12 protein-coding genes are annotated in these 16,098 nt (G+C 59.1%); 4 read left to right on the top strand and 8 right to left on the bottom strand.

Features of this window, described 5'->3' with window-relative positions; genetic code table 11:
- Window positions 1-25: 25 nt before the first annotated feature.
- From Mal15_RS18565 to Mal15_RS18580, 4 genes are all read right to left on the bottom strand, one after another.
- Window positions 26-2,017: a redoxin domain-containing protein gene (locus tag Mal15_RS18565; protein WP_147869143.1), complete on the bottom strand. Its 1,992-nt coding sequence runs from the start codon at window positions 2,015-2,017 to the stop codon at window positions 26-28.
- Window positions 2,018-2,064: 47 nt separating this feature from the next.
- On the bottom strand, window positions 2,065-2,502 hold the full coding sequence (locus tag Mal15_RS18570; protein WP_147869144.1) for a hypothetical protein: 438 nt from the start codon (window positions 2,500-2,502) through the stop codon (window positions 2,065-2,067).
- 95 nt (window positions 2,503-2,597) lie between these two features.
- On the bottom strand, window positions 2,598-3,449 hold the full coding sequence (locus Mal15_RS18575) for a TauD/TfdA dioxygenase family protein (RefSeq protein ID WP_199773680.1): 852 nt from the start codon (window positions 3,447-3,449) through the stop codon (window positions 2,598-2,600).
- 210 nt (window positions 3,450-3,659) lie between these two features.
- On the bottom strand, window positions 3,660-4,661 hold the full coding sequence (locus Mal15_RS18580; RefSeq protein ID WP_167546907.1) for an aldo/keto reductase: 1,002 nt from the start codon (window positions 4,659-4,661) through the stop codon (window positions 3,660-3,662).
- 332 nt (window positions 4,662-4,993) lie between these two features.
- On the opposite strand from Mal15_RS18580, the gene Mal15_RS18585 reads away from it, so the two are divergent.
- On the top strand, window positions 4,994-6,073 hold the full coding sequence (locus Mal15_RS18585) for a Gfo/Idh/MocA family protein (RefSeq protein ID WP_167546908.1): 1,080 nt from the start codon (window positions 4,994-4,996) through the stop codon (window positions 6,071-6,073).
- Between the two features lie 314 nt (window positions 6,074-6,387).
- Here the strand turns inward: Mal15_RS18585 and Mal15_RS18590 are convergent, their stop codons facing one another.
- Window positions 6,388-6,645: a putative signal transducing protein gene (locus Mal15_RS18590; RefSeq protein WP_147869148.1), complete on the bottom strand. Its 258-nt coding sequence runs from the start codon at window positions 6,643-6,645 to the stop codon at window positions 6,388-6,390.
- 169 nt (window positions 6,646-6,814) lie between these two features.
- Between Mal15_RS18590 and Mal15_RS18595 the strand changes: the two genes are divergently transcribed.
- On the top strand, window positions 6,815-8,245 hold the full coding sequence (locus tag Mal15_RS18595) for a sulfatase-like hydrolase/transferase (protein ID WP_167546909.1): 1,431 nt from the start codon (window positions 6,815-6,817) through the stop codon (window positions 8,243-8,245).
- A gap of 132 nt (window positions 8,246-8,377) precedes the next feature.
- Window positions 8,378-9,373, top strand: coding sequence for a C-terminal binding protein (locus tag Mal15_RS18600; protein WP_147869150.1), 996 nt, complete (start codon window positions 8,378-8,380; stop codon window positions 9,371-9,373).
- A gap of 131 nt (window positions 9,374-9,504) precedes the next feature.
- Here Mal15_RS18600 and Mal15_RS18605 read toward each other — a convergent pair whose 3' ends face one another.
- Window positions 9,505-11,772 carry an alpha/beta hydrolase family protein gene (locus Mal15_RS18605; protein WP_199773681.1) on the bottom strand — a complete coding sequence of 756 codons (2,268 nt, stop codon included), beginning with the start codon at window positions 11,770-11,772 and terminating at the stop codon, window positions 9,505-9,507.
- Window positions 11,773-12,099: 327 nt separating this feature from the next.
- Between Mal15_RS18605 and Mal15_RS18610 the strand changes: the two genes are divergently transcribed.
- A complete protein-coding gene (locus tag Mal15_RS18610) occupies window positions 12,100-12,732 on the top strand; it encodes an adenylate kinase family protein (protein WP_147869151.1) in 633 nt (210 codons plus the stop codon).
- 30 nt (window positions 12,733-12,762) lie between these two features.
- Here the strand turns inward: Mal15_RS18610 and Mal15_RS18615 are convergent, their stop codons facing one another.
- Entirely contained in the window at window positions 12,763-14,484 is a 1,722-nt protein-coding gene (locus Mal15_RS18615; protein ID WP_147869152.1) for a hypothetical protein, read from the bottom strand.
- Window positions 14,484-15,734 (bottom strand): outer membrane protein assembly factor BamB family protein, encoded by a 1,251-nt coding sequence (locus Mal15_RS18620; protein ID WP_147869153.1) that lies wholly within the window; start codon window positions 15,732-15,734, stop codon window positions 14,484-14,486. The genes Mal15_RS18615 and Mal15_RS18620 overlap by 1 nt, the downstream gene beginning before the upstream one ends.
- Between the last annotated feature and the right edge of the window lie 364 nt (window positions 15,735-16,098).

A 16,098-nucleotide genomic window follows, 5' to 3' on the forward strand; every position in this document is an offset into this window, starting at 1 on the left:
CAACTCGCTGGTCGTGTCGTCCCTGTCACAGTCGCTCCGCTGCGGCGGCTGATATTTCGTCGCGTTCGATTCGACCGTCGCGATTTTGATCGATCCGATTAAACCCGAAACGTTGGAAGGTGACGGGCGTCTCATCACGCTCGACGATCCCGTCCGCATTGACATCCATCTGATCGAGAAATGCGGTGACGTGTTCCTCCATTCTCTGCTCGCGCTGCTGACGTTCGCGCGGCGACAACGAAACCGTCGGTTGGACGCGATAGTGCGGACCGCCGCGTGGGATGGCGACATCGAAAAAAGCGACCGCCATTTCCTCCCAGGTTTGATCGCCCCAGGACACAAAGTCGTCCGGTGCCGGATTGAACGGGTTGCCGGTGGAATTGTCAAAGCTGACGGACATTTCCAGCGAATCGACGTCGCTCAGATTGACGGGCTTAGCGAATTCGTACCAGTGTTGCCAATTGAAATCATAGTGGGGCACGCGGAGCAACGGTTCGGTCTGGCCACCCGGACGATTGGCCAGCAGCAGAAACGATTTCCCACGCAAGTGCATGTGCGGCGTGATGCCCAACATCCGCGAGTTTGGCGGAAATGAATCCACGGCCATCTTGACCACGTGATTTTCCACACCTGGTGGGATTTCGAATTCGTGATCAATCGCCATCCGGGTGAACACCTCGTGGGTGACGTCTTCGCGATCGACCGTCCAAACGCCGACCCGCGTGAGATCTTCTGTCTGGTGGCCATTGGGGGTGTAGTGCATTTGAAACACCAGCTTCGAACCTGCCGGGACTAATCGGGCGTGACCGTCCGGCAGTGCGACGGCTCGTTGCCCCGGCACGTAGGCGGCCATCCAGCCGATGCCATGAAAGCTACTGCCGTCGGGAGGCCGGACGAAAACGATCGCATGATGCACCACACTCGCATCGCCTGGGATGACCTGCGCCGCGCGAATCCAACGGTCTTCGGTCCATTTCGGGTCAACGACAAAGTACTGGTATTCGACAACACCTTCGGCGGGGACGGTGAAGGGACGATCGCGGATCGCAATTTCAACGTCCGGTTCGCTGGCGAATTGCCAACCGCTGGGCCATTGCGGCAACGGCGGTCGATCAGCGGCGTCGCCTTGTGGCATCCCGTCGTCGATCCAGGCAGCGATCTTGTTGCGAGCTTCATCGGACATGCGGCGTTGGCCGACGAAATGCCCGATGTCGGGGTCGGCGTGCCAGGGCGGCATGCGTTTCTGGTCGATGACCTCCAGGATCATTTGTCCCCAACCGACGACCTCGTCATAGTCCGTCAGCGCCATCGGCGCGATCTCGCCCGGCCGGTGACACTCGACACAGTGTTCGTTCAGGATCGCGGCGATATCGGCATTGAAGGTCACATCGGCCGACGAAGTCGCGGTTCCATTCATCTTCGTCGCTCGCGTGATCAAACACCCCACGCCAGTCGTCTTGGGCTGGTCGATCGGTGCGCCGGTCAGCGACGCTTCGATCGCGTCACGCAAGTCGTTGGTGGTCGGATGGGCGCGAGAGATGCCCGGTTCGTACTGATCGTCGATTCGCCCTTGGTAAACGATCATGCCGCCGGAGTCGACCAAAAACACTTCCGGCGTGCGGGTTGCTTCGAACGCGTCGGCGATCGATTGATCGGCGTCCTTGATCATCGGGAATTCGAGCACGTACTTCTTCGCATACGCATCGATTTCCGCCGGCGAGTCCTGCAGGTTACTGTTGACGCCCAAGAAGGTGACGCCACGGTCGGCATAACGATCGGCCAATCGCTGCAAGCGAGGCCCGTAGAGTTTTGCCAGCGGACATTCCGTTCCCAGAAAACAAACCGCCGTCAACGTGGCGTCGCCGACCGAAACCGGTTCCCCGTCCGTCCCCCGGAACGTCAATTGCCGGAGCGGAAGTGGACGTTGTCCGTGCACGCCGCACGTCCAAAAGATGCCGACAAAAAAAGCAGTTGCCAGGCAACCGAAGACCGAAACGCGATCGTTTCCAAGGTACATCAATGCGTTCTCCGTTGGTCCGAATCCTACCGTTGACGCCGCTGTTGTCAGGGGACAATCGTTGAATCGACTTGGTTTGCTGGACGCGATGCCGTCTGTGACTGTGCCGCTCGCGCTGCCGCACGTTCCGCCTCACGGGCCGCTACAATCGCATGTTCTCGGGCGCGCTGCGTTGCAATTCTCGCGTGCATCAGTCGCAATTGGAAGAGCATCCCCAATCCGAGGACGAAACACAGAACGATCGCGATGATTGCCCGCCGTCGGTAGGCTCTGCTCGCGAACAAGCTGACGACAAACAACGCCAAGGCGAGAAGCATGAATCCGAGCGGCGGCAGATTGGGCACCATCAATGCCCCCAATCCCATCAATACCGATGTTGCTCCCGTACAGAAGCATAAAAACGCCAGCCCGGAACCCTGCACCTCGCTGTCGGGCGTTTGGTCCGTTTCCGGCGGCGATTGATAGGGATTCGCAAGAACGTTCATCGGCCCTTTCGGGTGGCGTCGAGACGGAGGGGAGTGCGGAGTCGACCAGCGATGCGGCTGGTTTCAGGATATCGCACCGGAGAAGTTGTTGCCACTTACACGGGGCGGTCGCCGGAAATTGCCACCCGGCGCATCTCGCGGCGGTATCCCGAGTAGTCTCCGACCGCATGGTGCAGCACAGCGCGGTTGTCCCAGAACGCGACCGCCCCTTGGGACCAACGAAATCGACACGTGAACCGTTCGTCGCTGGCGTGTCGGAACAGGTACTCCAACAGCGGCGCGCTTTCTTGTTCGGTCATCTCTTTGAACCTGACCGTGAAGGTTCGATTGACGAACAACAACTTGCGGCCGGTCTCTGGATGCGTCCGAACGACCGGGTGCTCCATTTCTTCGTAGGCCTTGTCGCTGGTCTGCACTTCCATGTTTTTCCAATTCGATTTCGAGCGCCCCTCGGGCGCGAACGGCCCGCGCGCGGTGTGAATTCCGGTCAGCCCCTGGAGCATTCGCTGCATGCCGGGCGAGAGGGTTTCGTAGGCAAGGTACTGGTTGGCAAACAGCGTGTCGCCGCCGAAGGGAGGAACGTCGACGGCGTAAAGAACCGACCCGAGCGCGGGGCAGCGCTGATGCGTCACGTCGCAGTGCCAGGAACCACCAAAATTCTTCGTCGTTTCGTCAGCTTCACGAACGACGCGAATGATTTCGGGATAGTCCGACATGCCTTTGACAAAGTCGTGTTGTTCCAGTGGCCCGAAACGGCGTGCGAAGGCAATCTGTTGTTGCGGCGAGAGATCTTGGCCGCGAAAGAAGATCACCAAATGATCGAGCAACGCCTGTCGGATTTCGGCGACCACGTCATCGGGAAGGTTTTCGCTGAGCGAGACGCCGGTGATCTCGGCGCCGAGCGATCCGGCGATCGGAGCGGCGGTGATGGTGTTGTAGCGTTGCACGATGTGGAGTTTCCTTGGAACGCGACTTGCGGCACATTGTACGACGTCGTTTCTGGGTCGTCGCGCTGAGTCCCGCGGACGACCGCCCGGGAGGGCCGTCGTACTGGAGATGCGGCACATTGTACGACGTCGCTTCTCGGTCGTCGCGCTGAGTCCCGCGGACGACCGCCCGGAAGGGCCGTCGTACTGGAGAAGTCGTACTGGTTGGAATCAGCGGTACCGAGAATTGTCGCCGCCGTCCCAGAGGTCGGGATTGCTGCCTAGGGCGTTTTTGAGTTCTTCGGTTGCTTGGTCGAGCTGGTCGATCGTTTCCGTTGGAAATGTACGCTCCAGGAAGCCGGAATTTTGTCGAGCCTGATCGGCATTGCGCGCCCCGGCGATGATGCTGACGATGCCGGGTTTGGCGATCGTCCAGGCAAGTGCCAATTCGGCCATCGAGGATTCGACCGAGGCGGCGATCGCTCGGATTCGATCGAGCGCCGCAAAGGTTTCCGCCTCGCAGCCCGGTTCTCCGTGACGCGCCTTGGGACGATCGGTGGTGAAGTGCCGCGATCGGGCGCGGCCGTCGGGAACCTCGGCGGCCGTCTTGTACTTGTCGGCCAACATCCCGTGCATCAACGGGCTGTAGACCAGGATCCCGATGCCTTCGTCGACGCAGCGTGGTTGGACTTCAAACTCGATCATTCGGGCGATCAGGTTGTAAGGCAACTGGTTCGTCAACGGCTTTTGCAGCGGCAAGAGATCGCCCATGTCGCCCACGCCCGCGTTGCAGACCCCGATGTGTCGCACTTTCCCCTGTGTTTGCAGTTCTCGCATGGCTCCCCACGTGTCGGCGATCGGCACGTCGGGGCTGGTCCAGTGGGTTTGATAGAGGTCCAAGTAGTCGGTTTGCAAGCGAGCGAGTGATTCCTCGCAGTCGGCGACGACATCGGAGGGGCGCATCTTGTCGGGCCGAATCTTACTGGCGATGACCAGTTTGTCGCGCAAGTTGTTCTCCGCAACCACTTTCCCCAGCAGCGTTTCACTGGCACCCTCGCCATACATTGGGGCGGTGTCAAAGAAATTGACTCCGGCATCCACGGCGGCCAACATCGCGTCGACCGATTCGACTTCGGCACGCTGGCCCCAATGGAAGTCGCTGGTGATCCCCCAACATCCAAAGCACAATTGGGAAACGAAAAGGTCGGTGCCAGGGAAGGAGTGGTATTTCATTGATCGATTGGTGCGTGGATACTGCGGAGGCGCCATTGAAGAGGATCACGAGTGCAACAGTGTAGCAGTCCATTGAGGTTACAATGTCGATCGCACTCGTGAATACGTCTGCGATGTCGACGTGCATCAGGTTTGCACGAATCGGCTCGGCTTTCGTCGCCATCGTTGTGGTACGGCACCGACGCATTTCCCATTTAAATACGATCTTCTATTCAGTGGGTTATGCTGGTCGCTGGCCCCCTCATCCCCAGCCCTTCTCCCCCGCAAAGCCGGGGGAGAAGGGAGCCATGCTGAGAAACTGGACGCTACTTTCCCCCCAAGCTTTACACCACATGACCCATCACCGCTCTCTTTCACGTCGTCATTGGCTGGCCGCGTTGCCGGTGGTTGCAAGTGCAGCCGGACACTTCTGCAAGGCGGCCGAGCAACCTCGAATTCGCATCGGCCAAATCGGAACGAAACACGCCCACGCCAGCGGCAAGCTGGACGCGATCCTGAAATTTCCGGAAACGTATGAGCTGGTCGGGGTTGTCGAACCCGATGCGGAACGCCGTGCGGCGATGCGTGGGCGTGATCCCTATCGAGGCGTCACATGGCTGACCGAGTCGGAGTTGCTTTCGACGCCTGGTCTGCAAGCGGTGGCCGTCGAAACGGACATCCCGAACTTGGTTCCGACGGCGGTGCGATGTTTGAATGCGGGGATGCACATTCACTTGGACAAGCCGGCCGGCGAATCACTGGATGCCTGTCGTGCGATGCACCAGATCGCCACCGAGCGTGGACTGACCATCCAGATGGGATACATGCTGCGGTACAACCCGGCGTTTCAGTTTGCCGATCAGATCGTCCGCGACGGTTGGCTGGGTGAGATCACCGAGATCAACGGCATGATGGGCAAGTACATGAACGACGGAGGCCGGCTGGAACTGGCCAAGATCTCCGGCGGCGGGATGTTTGAACTTGCCTGTCACTTGATCGACCAAGTCGTCTCGTTGCTCGGGCCGCCGGAGAGTGTGACGTCACATTTGCGACGGACCTTTCCCGAGAAAGACTCCTTTGCCGACAACCAGTTGGCGGTGTTTGATTACCCGAAAGCGATCGCAACGATTCGCTGCAATCACATCGATCCGATGGGCGGCGCGCGTCGGCAGTTCTCGATCACCGGGACCGAAGGCACGTTCGAGATCCGTCCCCTGGAACCAACGCCCAGGGGACGGTTGGGATTGGATCGCCCGCGAGGGCAGTTCAAAAAGGGTTACCAAGACGTGACGTTCGAAAGTCCCACGGGACGCTACGACGCGGAATTTTTGGATTTGGCGCAGGTGATCCGCGGCGAAAAGAAATTGCGTTGGGACGCCGATCACGACATCGCGACGCACGAAGCCGTGCTGCGGGCCAGCGGCATGCTTTGACGCATTCATCGTCGACGGACGAATGTGGTGTTCGTTTCGTGTCCGAGATGAAGTTGCCCCCTCGTTATTGACTTGCCCCAGCAGTCGCGATGAGCACCAGTTTGCAATTATCCGTCGCCGAATTCGAACGCATGGTGACTTGCGGTGCCAGCACGTGGAATGACGGGCTGTTGGTTTAGTCACAACCGAAACAATCGTGAGCCGATGGCGCTAGCCACGGGCCTCGAAGGGCGATGCTGGCACCGCAAGGCCCGCGGCTAGCGCCGTCGGCTCACTAAATCGACAGGCCGTGACGTGTCCCGCTGGCATGGTTGTCAGTCGTCGAAGACCGATGGATCCATTTTGATCTCGGCGATCACTTGTCGCGCCCGCTCGGCATCCTCTTCGAACGCCTTGATCTTGACCATGCCGGGGGCTTCGGCGCGGAATCCGGAGGTAAAGCCGCCGGTGGCGATGGCGCGTATCCCATCATCCTGCAGCACCGACACGACGATCGCGGCGGACGCTTCATCGGGCCGCTCGGCGACCGTGACCAGTTTCGAGAGGTCAAGGTTCTTTTCTTCTTCGGGCATGATCGAAAGCTCGTCGGACGTTGAAAGGCGGCAGCGGTGTGATGGATCCTCTACGATACACCACCAACGGCACAACGTGGCCCTCAATCTCACTCGGATTGACATCGGTGGGGACGCTTTGCCATCCGTGCGTCAAATCGGTTCGTAGTTTCGAATGCTTGGAAAAATGATGCGAAGTTTCACTGACATCACTGTGCCTTTGACGATCTTCCTGACGATGCTGGTCCGTTTGCCGTCGCAAGTTTCTGCAGCCACACCGCAGCCGAATTTTTTGGTGATCGTCAGCGATGATCAACGGCCCGACACGATCGCCGCCTTGGGCAACCCGGTGATCGACACCCCGAACCTGGATCGTCTGGTTCGTGAAGGGATGACATTTGAACGTGCGACGTGCGCGTTTCCGTTGTGCGTTCCCAGCCGCGCAGAAATCCTGACCGGCGCGACGGCGTTTCGCAACGGCGTCCCCTACGGCGGCGGACGACTGAAGCCCGGACAAACGTTCTGGGCCGATGCGTTGCGGAAGGCCGGATACCAGACCTGGTATTCGGGCAAATGGATGAATGACGGCTCACCGAAGACGCGCGGGTACGAAGAAACAAGTGCGTTGTTCAGCAGCGGCGGTGCGGGGGCACTGGGCCGTGAACCCCGCTACGGACGCTACGGGCGGCTGATCACGGGCTACCGTGGCTGGACCTTCAAAACCGACGACGGAAAACCGGAACTGGAAAAGGGAATCGGCTTGGTCGGCGAAACGAGCAAGCACATCGCCGACGGCGCGATCGCACTGTTGGAACGCAAATCGGACAAACCCTTCTTTCTGCACGTCAACTTCACGGCGCCGCATGATCCATTGATCATCCCGCCGGGATACGAAGACAAATACGATCCGGACGAGGTGCCGGTGCCGGCAAACCTGTTGCCGGAGCATCCGTTCGACCACGGGAACCTGAGAGGTCGTGATGAACAACTCCTTCCGTGGCCGCGAACCGAATCGGATGTCCGCCGAGAGATCGCGGCTTATTATGCGGTCATCGACGACATGGATCATCAGATCGGACGGATCTTGAACACGTTGCGGAAATCCGGCCGCGACGAAAACACGGTGATCATCTTCACCAGCGACCACGGGTTGGCCTTGGGCAGCCACGGGCTGATGGGCAAACAAAACATGTACGAACACACGATCGGTGTTCCCTTCATCATCGCCGGGCCGGGGATCCCCCATGGAAAACGTACCGATGCGCAAATCTACTTGCGAGACATATATCCGACGACATGCGAATTGGCGGGTATCGCGATCCCGGATTCAGTCGACGGGAAGAGTCTTGCGGCAGTTTTGAATGGCACCGCAGACCAAATCTATCCGGCAGTCTATGGCTATTACCATGATGTCCAACGGATGGTCCGCACGAAGCGTTGGAAGCTGATCCAGTATCCGCGGATTGACGAGGTGCAACTTTTTGACCTGGAGAACGATCCACTGGAGCAACACGACCTTGCATCGTCCAATGAGCATGCGGCGATCCGAGACAAACTGGCCGATCAGATGCACCGGTGGTTCCAGGAGCAAGGAGCGAAGTTTGCGTCGGCTGCGAATTGAGAAACGTGATTGGTTGAGAATCCACGACGCGCAAGGTTGTAGATGGCCGCCAGCCAAAAGCTGGCGACTTTCATCATGGACCTTGGTTCGTTACTGATAAAGTCGGTTTTTCGCACAAAGGAACAGCAATCCATGACGAAACGATTCAAGGTGGTGATCACCGATCTGATGACCGAACCGCTTGATGCGGAGCGGCTTGTGCTGGGCGAGGTCGCCGATGTCATTGCGCTCGATGCGAAGAGCGAAGCGGAGTTGGTCGGCCAAATCGAAGACGCCGACGCGGTGATGGTCTATCACTACCTGACGTTTTCAAAAAGCAGCATCGATCGGTTGTCCTATTGCCGAGTGATCGTACGTCCCGGAGTCGGCTACGACGCGATTGACATCGCTGCCGCACGCGAGCGTGGCATCCCGGTCTGCAACGTCCCGGACTACGGCAGCGAAGAGGTCGCCGATTCGGCGGTCGCGATGGCGGTTTCACTCGCCCGCGGCACCCACCTGCTCTGCAATCGATTGCGACGCGGTGTCGGCCCGTGGAACGTCGACCAGGCGAAACCGATTCCACGACTTCGCGGTCGGCGATTTGGCATCGTCGGGTGCGGGCGCATCGGAACCGCCGCGGCGCTGCGTGCCAAAGCGTTCGGGTTGGAGGTCGCGTTCTTTGATCCGTATCTTCCCGATGGGATCGACAAAGCCCTGGGAATCCGGCGTGTCGAACGATTGGACGATTTATTGTCATCATCACACATCCTCAGCGTGCACTGCCCGTTGACGGACGAGACACGTGGAATGATCGCGGCATCGGAAATCAGCCGAATGCCGCAGGGATCGTTTTTGGTCAACACGGCGCGGGGCGGCATTGTCGACACCGTTGCGGTGGTGGACGCTTTGCAGCGAGGCCGCTTGGCCGGTGCCGGGATCGATGTGTTGGAACAAGAGCCACCGCCGGTAGACAGCCCCGTGCTGGCTGCATGGCGTGATCCGAATCACCCCGCGCACGACCGACTGCTACTCAATCCGCACACCGCCTACTACTGCGAGGAGGGCAGCGACGAGTTTCGCACCAAGGGGGCACAAGAAGTCATGAGAGCGTTGTTAGGACAACCGCTTCGCAACGTGGTGAATTAACGCCTCACTTGAGCGGGTGCAGACTGGATGTTCGTTCCCCCGCATCATTCTGCCATCGCTAAATTCAAATCTCCCCGACACGCGCCGCTCGCTAACGCTTCCCACTGGCATTTTGCCCCCATCGTCTTGCCCTAATCTGATGCCGGTTTCGGCCAATCGAGATGTTTGTGCAAGAAATCGAACGTGCCTTTGCCGTTGATCGTGTGGGGGCCGTCGAACCATTCGATCTCGGTCCGGTCGCCGATTTTGAGTCGGGCGGCATACAGATTTCGCACTTTTGCGTATTCAAACGCAACCCACTGGTCAGTGCCCACGCCGTCGAAATGCCCCCGTTCGACCATGAAGGGGCGGGGGCAGATCAGCGCCGCCATCTCGGCATAGTTGAACGTCTCGCCGAGGTTCCACTCAAAGATCTCGTATTCCCCCGTGCCGACATAGCTGAACGGGTGCCGGGTTGAGGCGTTTTTGAGCACCCATTCATTGAAATCGGCCGAACAGATCGAGAGACAGTAGTCGGTCACGAGTGCGGGAATTCGCATCGCAGACTTTCCACCGTAGCTGAGACCGTAAAACGCGATCCGCTGGGGATCGACCTGGGGCAGGGTCTGCAGCCAATCGACGATCTGTTGGTGCTGGGGAACGATCACCGAAAACAGCGTCTTGCCCAGCGGGTTGGCTTTGCGTTGAAGCGTTCGAAAACGGTCTTTGAACAGGTACGGATTCTGCGGGGCAAAAACGATGAAGCCGCGCCGAGCGAGGTTGGCGGCAAAGTCGTGGTAGGCGCGATGGTCGCCGAGGAAGGTATCGGTGGGGCGACCCTCCAGACCGTGCTGGCAGACGACGACCGGACGTTTTTCCTCGGGCTTCAGGTTGTCCGGCAGAAGCAGCACTCCGTAGGCGATCACATCGTCAAAAACATCCAGCACCACTTCGTATCCGGTCCAGCCGGGTTGGCGATAGGTTTTACGGACACGGGCATTGGGCGGCAGTAGCGGATCGTCGAAGTGGCCGATGACGGAGTGACGAAAAAAGTTGCGATAGTGCTGCGATGACCGGACGTAGCTCTCCACAGAACTCGTGTCCAGGTCGTTCATGAATTCCTTGCGGACGAAAGGCGATTCGCGTAACAACAGTTGATTATGTCGATCAAGTCGTTCCACCAGACGTGTTTGCATCGACGCCTCATCAACCAACTGTGTCACCTTGAGATCGCTTGGCGGCACTCCGGCAGACGCGCGACCGGTCAGCGATTCGACAAAGCGGTCCGTCGTTTCCTGGTCACATGGTGCGTCACGCAATGTTGTTTCTTCGACGTTCCAATGATCGTTTTCGATCCAAAGCCGCGCGAACTGGCGTGCGCGTTCGACTTCTTGCTGGCCTTCGCTGAAGGGAATGGACGCGATCACCCCGGGAGCACCACTACCACTGCCGTCAAAAGTCCGTTCGGCGATGCGGGCATGATTGACCAACACTTTGCGGGGCGCGATCAACGTCAGCATTTCCGCATTGCCAAATTCATCGAGCAGGCCAAAGACATTCCGATCGATCGGCTCGGTCCAAACCGATTCGCTTTTGCCGATGCAGCCGGCGACACAGACCGCATCGATACGCTGGTCGAGCGCGGCGGTTGCCAGGGCAATGCGTCCGCCGTCGCCGGCGCCGATCACCCCGATCGGCAACGCGGAATCGAAGCCATCGATCGCCGCCCGCACCGTCTGGACTTCATAGCCGACCGGATGGCGACCGAGTTCAAACGCCGCGCGATAGATGTACTCTCGGTTGGTCAGTTTGGCGCGGCCTCGTGGATTGATTTCGCGATTGATCAACATGGGAACGAGAACACGACAGTTTTGTTCGGCCAACCGTCGGGCGAATTGCAAGTCGCGGCCGATCCCCTCGGATACGCCACTGATTTGCGAGGGTGTTCGGTCGCAATCCGGGATCGCGATCACATTGGCGGTCACCGCGGCGGGCTCCACTGGTTCCAGCAATAGCCCTTCGCCGTAGACGGAAACGATCGAGCGGCCCGGATCGGGATCTTCCAGAACGGGCCATCGGACGCAATGCACTCGATAACCTGACGGCGCGCGAACGTCGGCGGCTGCGACGACAAAACGGCGTTCGATGTCGACCGGCGACACGCGGTCATCATGGGCGCCGAGGATTCGGGCCAAGCGTTCGCGGTTGGGCTGAACCGACTGGGAATAGGTCAGTTCGGATTCAAAGTTGCGGTTCCAATGCCGCAAGCGTCTCGCGGCGGACTGGTCGATTTTGCGGAGCAAGTACCGATCGACGCCGTCGACCATCCGTGATGCGAGATCACCATCAATTTCAAGCGGCGACGCAGCGGGAAAGACTCCACGTGGCTCAAGGTCCGAGGACTCTTGAGCAACCCCCATCGGGCCGCTGACTGTCGCCCCAAAGATCACGATCAGGAACGTGACACAACGCAGTCGAACGGATCGGACTGATGAAATTGGACGGAGACAAGCCATGTGCAAAGCCGGGCGGGGAGGGTCGGTCGAGCGGTTTTGGGGACCGGGAAGGGAGCTGCTGACGCACAAAGCGACGGCACAAACGCTGATGGATTGGGCATTTGCTCATCAGCGACATCATCTATCCGATCCCATTGACACGTTAGAGTGTACTCTCCACCGGGCGGCACCGTAGTTGCTGGCGGTGAGACGGTCTCTCCCCCCAAATTTCCACCAACACCGATTCAGAAAATGCACAAATACGTGATCATGGGCGTTCAAGGATGTGGCAAGGGAACGCAGGCGGCCAAACTGGTCGAGACGTTTGATTTGGTGCACATCAGTGTCGGGGACATTTTTCGCTGGCACATCAAGAATCACACCAAGCTGGGCGCCCAAGTCAAGCGGATCGTCGCATCGGGCAACCTGGTCGGCGACGACGTGGTGGAAGGCATCGTGCATCGGCGGTTGGACGAACACGACTGGAATTACGGATTCATCCTGGACGGATTTCCCCGCAGCGAGTCGCAAGCGTTGTTCTTCTTGGAGACCTATGACATCGACGCGGTGATCCACATCGAGGTGCCCGATGAAGTTGTCCGCCAACGCGTCTTGTCGCGGCGATTGTGCAGCGGATGTGGGCTGGACTACAACCTGATCTCACACCGTCCGGAGGTCGAAGACGTCTGTGACGTGTGCGGAAGCCCGTTGCGATCGCGTCCCGACGACACCGAAGAAGCGCTGGCGGGGCGGTTAAAGGATTACCACTCGAAAACCAAGCCGGTGCTAAGCCTGTTTGAGCGCAAGGAGTTGGTGCTAAACATCGACGGGACCGCATCACCCGATGCGATCCATCTAGAAATCCGCAAAAAACTGGGGCGTTGAGCGGTGCAGAACGGACGCAACGGCTGCGATCTACAACGGCTCGACCGTGACGCGGTGGAAACAGTAGGCACAATCATAGGTCCCCAAGAATAGTGATCGATCGTTGGGCGTTTTCCAGTAGTCCGACAAAGACAATTGATCCGCCGATCCCTTCCAATCGATCACCAATCTCCCATCGACGGTGACCGTCACACCCGATTCGTGAACGGTCGCGACGATCTGTGAGAGACGGTTTTGTTTGAAGAGGTTACCGACAAAGGTCGTGTCATTGCCGACGTTTTTTCCGTCAACATTCTCCAGTGCCGTCGACGCGTCGCGTCCCGACGTGTGGTTGACGAGCACAACGAACCGTCGGTCCCCTTTGCGCAACCCCAGCAACAGACCATTCGGAACGTCCAAAGGCTCTGCGACGACGGTGATCCGGTAGTGTGGTGGAGGCGTGTAGGGGAGTTCCAACCGCACACCGTATTGCTTATTGGATTGAATTGTTTGCTGCTGGTGGGACCATTTTCCGGTTTTAAAGCAGCGGTCCAACTCGAGTCCATCCAGCAGGTCAAGCTCTTCGCCCGGCGGATCTGCAATCACAGCCGGACCGAGCATCGTGGGTTTGGCCAAGTCCGACTTGAATTCGATCGGTTGGGGTGGCGAATTGTCGGCGTCGCGGACTTGAAAGTAGCCCCAAAGCTGCTCGCGACCGCCCTCGGTTTCGATGTCCACGCGATAGCTGACCGGGGTCGGGCGATCGAAAACACCGAGTTCGATCGGGTCGGCTTCGCCAGCGTCCGTCGAAGTGTCGACATCGATCCAGGGACCATCGATTGCAGTTTGAAAACGGGCACGCAGGGATTTCACAATCGCGGCGTCGGGAACATCCAGCTTGAGCATTGCCATTTGTCCCGGCTGGGGCTGAGGCGGAGAGGGACGGGCGCGGAATTGTGTGAACAATTCGATTTGCGGATCTTGTTTTGGTTCGGTCGGTTTCCACCCGAGACGTTTTTTCTGGTCGTCGTCGATCCAAGATTCATTGATCCAGCCGTGGTACTGCGCCCTGCTCATGACCGATCGGTTGCCCGGTTCGGGGTGCGGCAGCCCGACCGTGTGTCCGAGTCCTTCGTGATAGATCACGCAATCCGAACCGCGATAGGGCACACGCCATCCGTCGGCACTGACCAATCCCCACCCGATGCCTCGATCGGCCAGGTAGGTCGCCCTTGCGCCGCCGAGTGCCGACCCCGGAAAATGATTTCCTCCGGTCAAGATCCCTTCGAACTCGGCCCGACCGTCTTTCCACGCGAGGCGATAGAAATCGTCCAACGGTCGATGGTTGATATCGCTCAAAGCCAACACGATCGGGAACCCATCGTCGCTGGCCGATCCCAATTCCATCCGCTGGTCGATCTCCGAAAGTGTTTTGAAAAAAATCGCATTGGCATCGCCGCGACGCAACTCCGACGTGGTCCACTTGGAGACCATCGGAGTCGGATGGACGGTCACGTCCAAGCGACTTTGTCCTTGAAACTCTCGCTGGTGAAACCGCTGAATCCGCGTGCAGTAGTAATCCACGCGGTCCCGCCAATCGACCAGCGGGTTTCGATCGGCGGGGACGAAGTAGACGACCGTCAGCTTGATGATGGAGGTGTCATGTTTTCCGTCCCAGGTCGTGGTTTGGCCCTGGGAGCACGATGACAGCAGCGGGTTGGTCCACAGTGCGAAGCCGACCAGCAGCATCACGATCGACCGGAAACGGGACATCAAGGATTTCCAATACAATACAAATGCTCACGGGTTCGGAGATACAGTTTTCCGTCGGAGATTGCCGGTGACGCGAACACCGATTCACCGAGGGAGTTTTCTGCGACGACCACGGGCTCTCGTGATGCTTTCATCACGATCGTTTCGCCGTCATCGGTGGTAAAGTAGACCAAGCCGCCGGCGGTCACCAGCGAGGCGCTGAAGTGGCGTCCCAAACGCTCGCGCCACAGTCGCTCGCCCGACTCCGTGTCGAAACAATGGGCGATGCCGCGGTCGTCGGCGATGAATAGCAATCCGCCGGTGACCACGGGCGACGGGACATAGCTCTGCGCCGCGGTCACGTGCCAGTTGACGTGGGTGTCGGTGACATCACCGACGCCGCCGGGACGAATCGACATCACGTGGTAGGTCGGAAAGCCGGCCGTCAGGTAGAAGTTTTGATCGTCATAGACCATCGACGCGACGAATTGCTCGGTCGGACCTTCGATCCACCAAAGTCGCCGGCCGCTGCGTGGGTCGAATCCGGCGACACGTTTGCTGCCGGTCATGACCGCCTGCATTTGGCCGTCGATTTCACGCAACAGCGGCGTGACGTAGCTTCGTGTCTGATGCACGCGCGGGGTTTTCCAGACCAGATCGCCCGTCGTTTTGTCGAGTGCTGCCAGATACGATTCACCGTCGTGATCTCCGTTGACCAGCAGCAAGTTTTCAAAAAGGACCGGGCTGGTGCAATAGCCGTGAATGCTGGAGAACGCTCCGACGGTGACCAACCACTGTTGATTTCCCCGGTGATCGTAGCTGGCAACGACCATCTCGCCCGGTTCGCCGCGTTTGCCGCTGGTATCATCGGTTTGAAAGAACGTGACGTAGACGTGGTCAGCGTCGGCCGCGGGGGTTCCCGACGCGTGGCTATTCAATTTGTGCATGCCCTCCAGCGGCGCCGCGATCACCTCGCGCGTCCACTTGGGGGTGCCGTTGGCACGATCCAGGCAATGCAGCAAGCGAGCTTGCGTGGTCTGGTCGCAGGACGTCAGGAAAATTGAATCGCCGACGAGGACGGGCGAGGAATATCCCGCCCCGGCGATGGGCGTTTTCCACCGAATATTCTTTCCGCTGGCGGCGTCCCACTCGGTCGGAACGTCGGTTTCGTGACTGGTTCCATCACCGCGTGGGCCGCGCCACCCCGGCCAGTCTTCGGCGTGACAGATGGCACCGACGACAAGCATGGTGAAAAGTAATCCGACTCTCATTTTGCGGTCCTTGAACGAATTCGTTTGCCCTCACGCGGCGATCCGCTGGGTCGGCAAAGTATATTCGAATCGCAGAACGCCGGTCACATGGCCGTGCCGGACCAAGCGCCGCTGCAAGAAAGAGATATCGAGTTCGGCGCTATAGGTAGGTCAGGCTGTGAATGACAAGCGTTGGCATGCACAGCATGCCCTCCTAGGCGAGGCTTTGTCCCTCAACACGTAGCGGAAGCCGCCAAGGCTTTCGACTTCGCAGCAGTCCACAGGGGAAACGCCGAAATTCTTGGCGAATTCCGCTACCACGTACGACGCTTGCCGCGTTGAGGGACAAGGTCTAAGCGTCTGTGGATTGACTAGCCCGCGGCGT

Origin of the sequence: Stieleria maiorica (assembly GCF_008035925.1) — a bacterium.
GTDB classification, from domain to species: Bacteria; Planctomycetota; Planctomycetia; order Pirellulales; family Pirellulaceae; genus Stieleria; species Stieleria maiorica.

What these genes read in the sequence shown, in the direction of transcription:
- Mal15_RS18565 (WP_147869143.1), bottom strand. Translation starts at nt 2,017, where the DNA reads ATGTACCTTGGAAACGATCGCGTTTCGGTCTTCGGTTGCCTGGCAACT.
- Mal15_RS18570 (WP_147869144.1), bottom strand. Translation starts at nt 2,502, where the DNA reads ATGAACGTTCTTGCGAATCCCTATCAATCGCCGCCGGAAACGGACCAA.
- Mal15_RS18580 (WP_167546907.1), bottom strand. Translation starts at nt 4,661, where the DNA reads ATGAAATACCACTCCTTCCCTGGCACCGACCTTTTCGTTTCCCAATTG.
- Mal15_RS18585 (WP_167546908.1), top strand. Translation starts at nt 4,994, where the DNA reads ATGACCCATCACCGCTCTCTTTCACGTCGTCATTGGCTGGCCGCGTTG.
- Mal15_RS18590 (WP_147869148.1), bottom strand. Translation starts at nt 6,645, where the DNA reads ATGCCCGAAGAAGAAAAGAACCTTGACCTCTCGAAACTGGTCACGGTC.
- Mal15_RS18595 (WP_167546909.1), top strand. Translation starts at nt 6,815, where the DNA reads ATGCGAAGTTTCACTGACATCACTGTGCCTTTGACGATCTTCCTGACG.
- Mal15_RS18600 (WP_147869150.1), top strand. Translation starts at nt 8,378, where the DNA reads ATGACGAAACGATTCAAGGTGGTGATCACCGATCTGATGACCGAACCG.
- Mal15_RS18605 (WP_199773681.1), bottom strand. Translation starts at nt 11,772, where the DNA reads ATGGGGGTTGCTCAAGAGTCCTCGGACCTTGAGCCACGTGGAGTCTTT.
- Mal15_RS18610 (WP_147869151.1), top strand. Translation starts at nt 12,100, where the DNA reads ATGCACAAATACGTGATCATGGGCGTTCAAGGATGTGGCAAGGGAACG.
- Mal15_RS18615 (WP_147869152.1), bottom strand. Translation starts at nt 14,484, where the DNA reads ATGTCCCGTTTCCGGTCGATCGTGATGCTGCTGGTCGGCTTCGCACTG.
- Mal15_RS18620 (WP_147869153.1), bottom strand. Translation starts at nt 15,734, where the DNA reads ATGAGAGTCGGATTACTTTTCACCATGCTTGTCGTCGGTGCCATCTGT.